Annotated in this window: 5 protein-coding genes and 1 pseudogene; 3 read left to right on the forward strand and 3 right to left on the reverse strand. The window is 51.6% G+C overall.

What is annotated here, in order from left to right:
- The 3 genes and pseudogenes from QZ506_RS14260 to QZ506_RS14270 form a co-directional block, all read left to right on the forward strand.
- The coding region (locus QZ506_RS14260; protein WP_291971917.1) for an IS1 family transposase at positions 1-158 on the forward strand (158 nt) is incomplete at its 5' end.
- Positions 159-257: 99 nt separating this feature from the next.
- Positions 258-860 (forward strand): annotated as a pseudogene (locus tag QZ506_RS14265) (aldehyde dehydrogenase family protein).
- Positions 861-869: 9 nt separating this feature from the next.
- Complete coding sequence (locus QZ506_RS14270; RefSeq protein ID WP_291971912.1) at positions 870-1415, forward strand: NADPH-dependent FMN reductase; 546 nt, start codon at positions 870-872, stop codon at positions 1413-1415.
- A gap of 76 nt (positions 1416-1491) precedes the next feature.
- Here QZ506_RS14270 and QZ506_RS14275 read toward each other — a convergent pair whose 3' ends face one another.
- The 3 genes from QZ506_RS14275 to QZ506_RS14285 all read right to left on the reverse strand — a co-directional run bounded on the left by QZ506_RS14275 (position 1492) and on the right by QZ506_RS14285 (position 2377).
- The gene (locus QZ506_RS14275) at positions 1492-1785 is read right to left on the reverse strand and encodes a PTS lactose/cellobiose transporter subunit IIA (protein ID WP_291971919.1); all 294 of its coding nucleotides are present in this window, start codon (positions 1783-1785) and stop codon (positions 1492-1494) included.
- A gap of 304 nt (positions 1786-2089) precedes the next feature.
- Positions 2090-2215, reverse strand: a complete 126-nt coding sequence (locus QZ506_RS14280) for a hypothetical protein (protein ID WP_291971914.1) — start codon at positions 2213-2215, stop codon at positions 2090-2092.
- A 33-nt stretch (positions 2216-2248) separates the two neighbouring features.
- Complete coding sequence (locus tag QZ506_RS14285; protein ID WP_291971915.1) at positions 2249-2377, reverse strand: hypothetical protein; 129 nt, start codon at positions 2375-2377, stop codon at positions 2249-2251.
- Between the last annotated feature and the right edge of the window lie 183 nt (positions 2378-2560).

Genomic DNA, 2560 nt, shown 5'->3' on the forward strand with positions numbered 1-2560 from the left:
ATGCAAACACGGATGGCTACAGGGCTTACAACGACGAACTTCAAAAAGTAAAACACATTGTTAGCAAGCTGTATACACAGCGTATTGAGCGTGCACATCTGACACTGCGTAACCGATTGCAACGGCTCAATCGCAAGACGCTCGGATATTCAAAATGATCCGAAATGCACGATAGGATCATGGGTACTTACATCGAACGCGAGTACTACGTTTGATGCTACATCAACTCATTGAATACACGACCGAACGGCGGACAGGTGTGCGTCTCTTCCAAACGCATGATCATTGAAGATGCAGTGTATGACGCGTTTCTCGACCGGTATACCCAGGGCGTTGCTGCGTTGCGCACAGGCGATCCGTTGGATGAAAACACCACGTTGGCCCCGCTCTCTTCCCAACAGGCGGCTGATGAAGTAAGACAGAAGATCCAACTGGCGGTGTCACACGGTGCAACGGCGCTGGAAGTGTGCCCGAAAGTGCCAACCTAGGGAGCCTTCGTACAACAGACTATACTTACCGACGTTACGCAGGATAATCCCGCCTATCATATGGAGTTTTTTGGCCCGGTCTCTATGCTGTTCCGCGCTAAAGATGAAGATGATGCGGTACGTATTGCCAACGATTCACCGTTCGGTCTCAGTGGTTCTGCGTTCACCCGTAACGGCAGACACGGGGCTGAAGTTGCCTCTCGTCTGTCCACCGGGATGGTATACGTCAACCACCCAACCCGAGTGCAGGCCGATCTGCCGTTTGGCGGCATCCGCCGTTCTGGTTATGGGCGCGAACTGACTGGGCTGGGCATTAAAGAGTTTGTGAACCACAAACTGATTTCTGTTGTTGATATTGATGCTGAATTTTAAGGAAATACCATGAGCACCCTACGACTATTGGGCATCGCAGGCAGCCTGCGCCGCACCTCTGCGAATAAAGGGCTGCTGCGCGCAGCGCAAGCAGCTCTGCCAGCGGATACTACCCTTGAGATCGCCGATCTGCTAGATGTACCGTTCTACAATGCCGATCTGACCGAGATCCCCGCTGCCGTGCAGCGTATCGCGCGTCAGGTGCAGCAGGCTGAAGGATTTGTCTTTGCCTGTACCGAGTACAACTACTCCGTGGCACCGGCTTTGAAGAACATTCTCGACTGGCTTTCACGTCTGCCAGACAGCCAGCCGCTGAGCGGCAAACCGGTGGCGCTGATGGGTGCAGGCGGCGGTATGGGAACGTCGCGTACGCAGTATCGCCTGCGCCAAAGCGCCGTATTCCTGAATCTGCAACCGCTTAACAAGCCGGAAGTGTTCACCAACGCTTTTGCTGGCGGCTTTGACGATCAGGGCAATTTGCATGACGAAAAAATTGCGGCACTGATCGGCGAACAGATGAACACCTTGGTCGCGGCAATCAAAGCCACCCGATAATCAACGCGTCACCACCTGTACCGTTCTGATGAAAGACGGTACAGGTCTATTCCCACCCTTCACATCGTGCTTCTTGTTAACGCTGGTATAAATACAGCATTTCGTTCGCCAACTCCCGCACCAATAATGATGTCATCAAGTGATCTTGCGCATGCGCCATGATAGATGTCATCGGCACAACGGTTTCTCGTGCAACCAACTGCGTTTGAACCTGATGCGCCACTCTTGCAAACCGATCTGCGCGGGTCATTAACGCATTGGCTTGTTCAACCTGACCGTGACGTGCAGCCTGCAACGCCTCAAGACACAGGCTGCGTGATTCATCCGCATTGACAAGAATTTCCATTGCCGCTTCTTCTGCTTTAACCATCGTCATACCACCCCTATTAGGCATTGAATCAAAACCGTGCTGTTTCACCCTCTTGGTCACACTTACAGCACACATCCATCGAGCTGCCGTACTGCCAGACTCTGTGCACAAGGCTGTGTGGTTTTTTACCCTTTCTTTTTAGCAATATTGTACCTGTGCACAGGCATCGATAAATGTCCCAAATGGCACAAGACAGATTATCGCCGTATTTACGGCGACCCTCTGACGAGCGTAAGGGATTAAAATTGATACCATAGCGAGAGGAGATTTGAGCGTCTTTAATAAAACGCGACTGCGTTTCAATCTAAACTGCCATTTCTGCCTGAAGATAGCGGACAAAGGTGGTGATTCTGGCAGGAACGTGACGCCGTTGCTGATAGACAGCGTGAATACCTGCATCCTGCGTCGTGAAGTTTGGCAGCAAAGCCACTAAAGCACCCTGATCTAAATAAGGTTCAACATCCTAGGCTGAACGCAACAGCAGGCCTCGCCCATCCAGCGCATAACGCATCACCACTTCGCCGTCGTTACTCGACAGGTTGCCTTCAGCTTTATGGCTAACCTCCTGACCGTCACGGTAAAAGCGCCACATCGCATAGTCACTTTCATACTGGCGCAACACCAGACAAATGAGATGGTCACCCCCACTCTGTGAGCGGTACGCTGGCAGGGTGTTTTTCTTTCAGGAGAGGCCATCATGGAAAACGTTACTCTTATTGGTATCGATCTCGGTAAACATTCTTTCCACATTCATTGCCAGGATAAGTCAGGTAAC

Source organism: Candidatus Symbiopectobacterium sp., assembly GCF_020054415.1.
Classification (GTDB): Bacteria; Pseudomonadota; Gammaproteobacteria; order Enterobacterales; family Enterobacteriaceae; genus Symbiopectobacterium.

Bases quoted from the DNA above. Each gene is read 5' to 3' on its own strand.
- QZ506_RS14285 (WP_291971915.1), bottom strand. From the start codon at position 2,377: ATGTGGCGCTTTTACCGTGACGGTCAGGAGGTTAGCCATAAAGCTGAA.
- QZ506_RS14270 (WP_291971912.1), top strand. From the start codon at position 870: ATGAGCACCCTACGACTATTGGGCATCGCAGGCAGCCTGCGCCGCACC.
- QZ506_RS14275 (WP_291971919.1), bottom strand. From the start codon at position 1,785: ATGGTTAAAGCAGAAGAAGCGGCAATGGAAATTCTTGTCAATGCGGAT.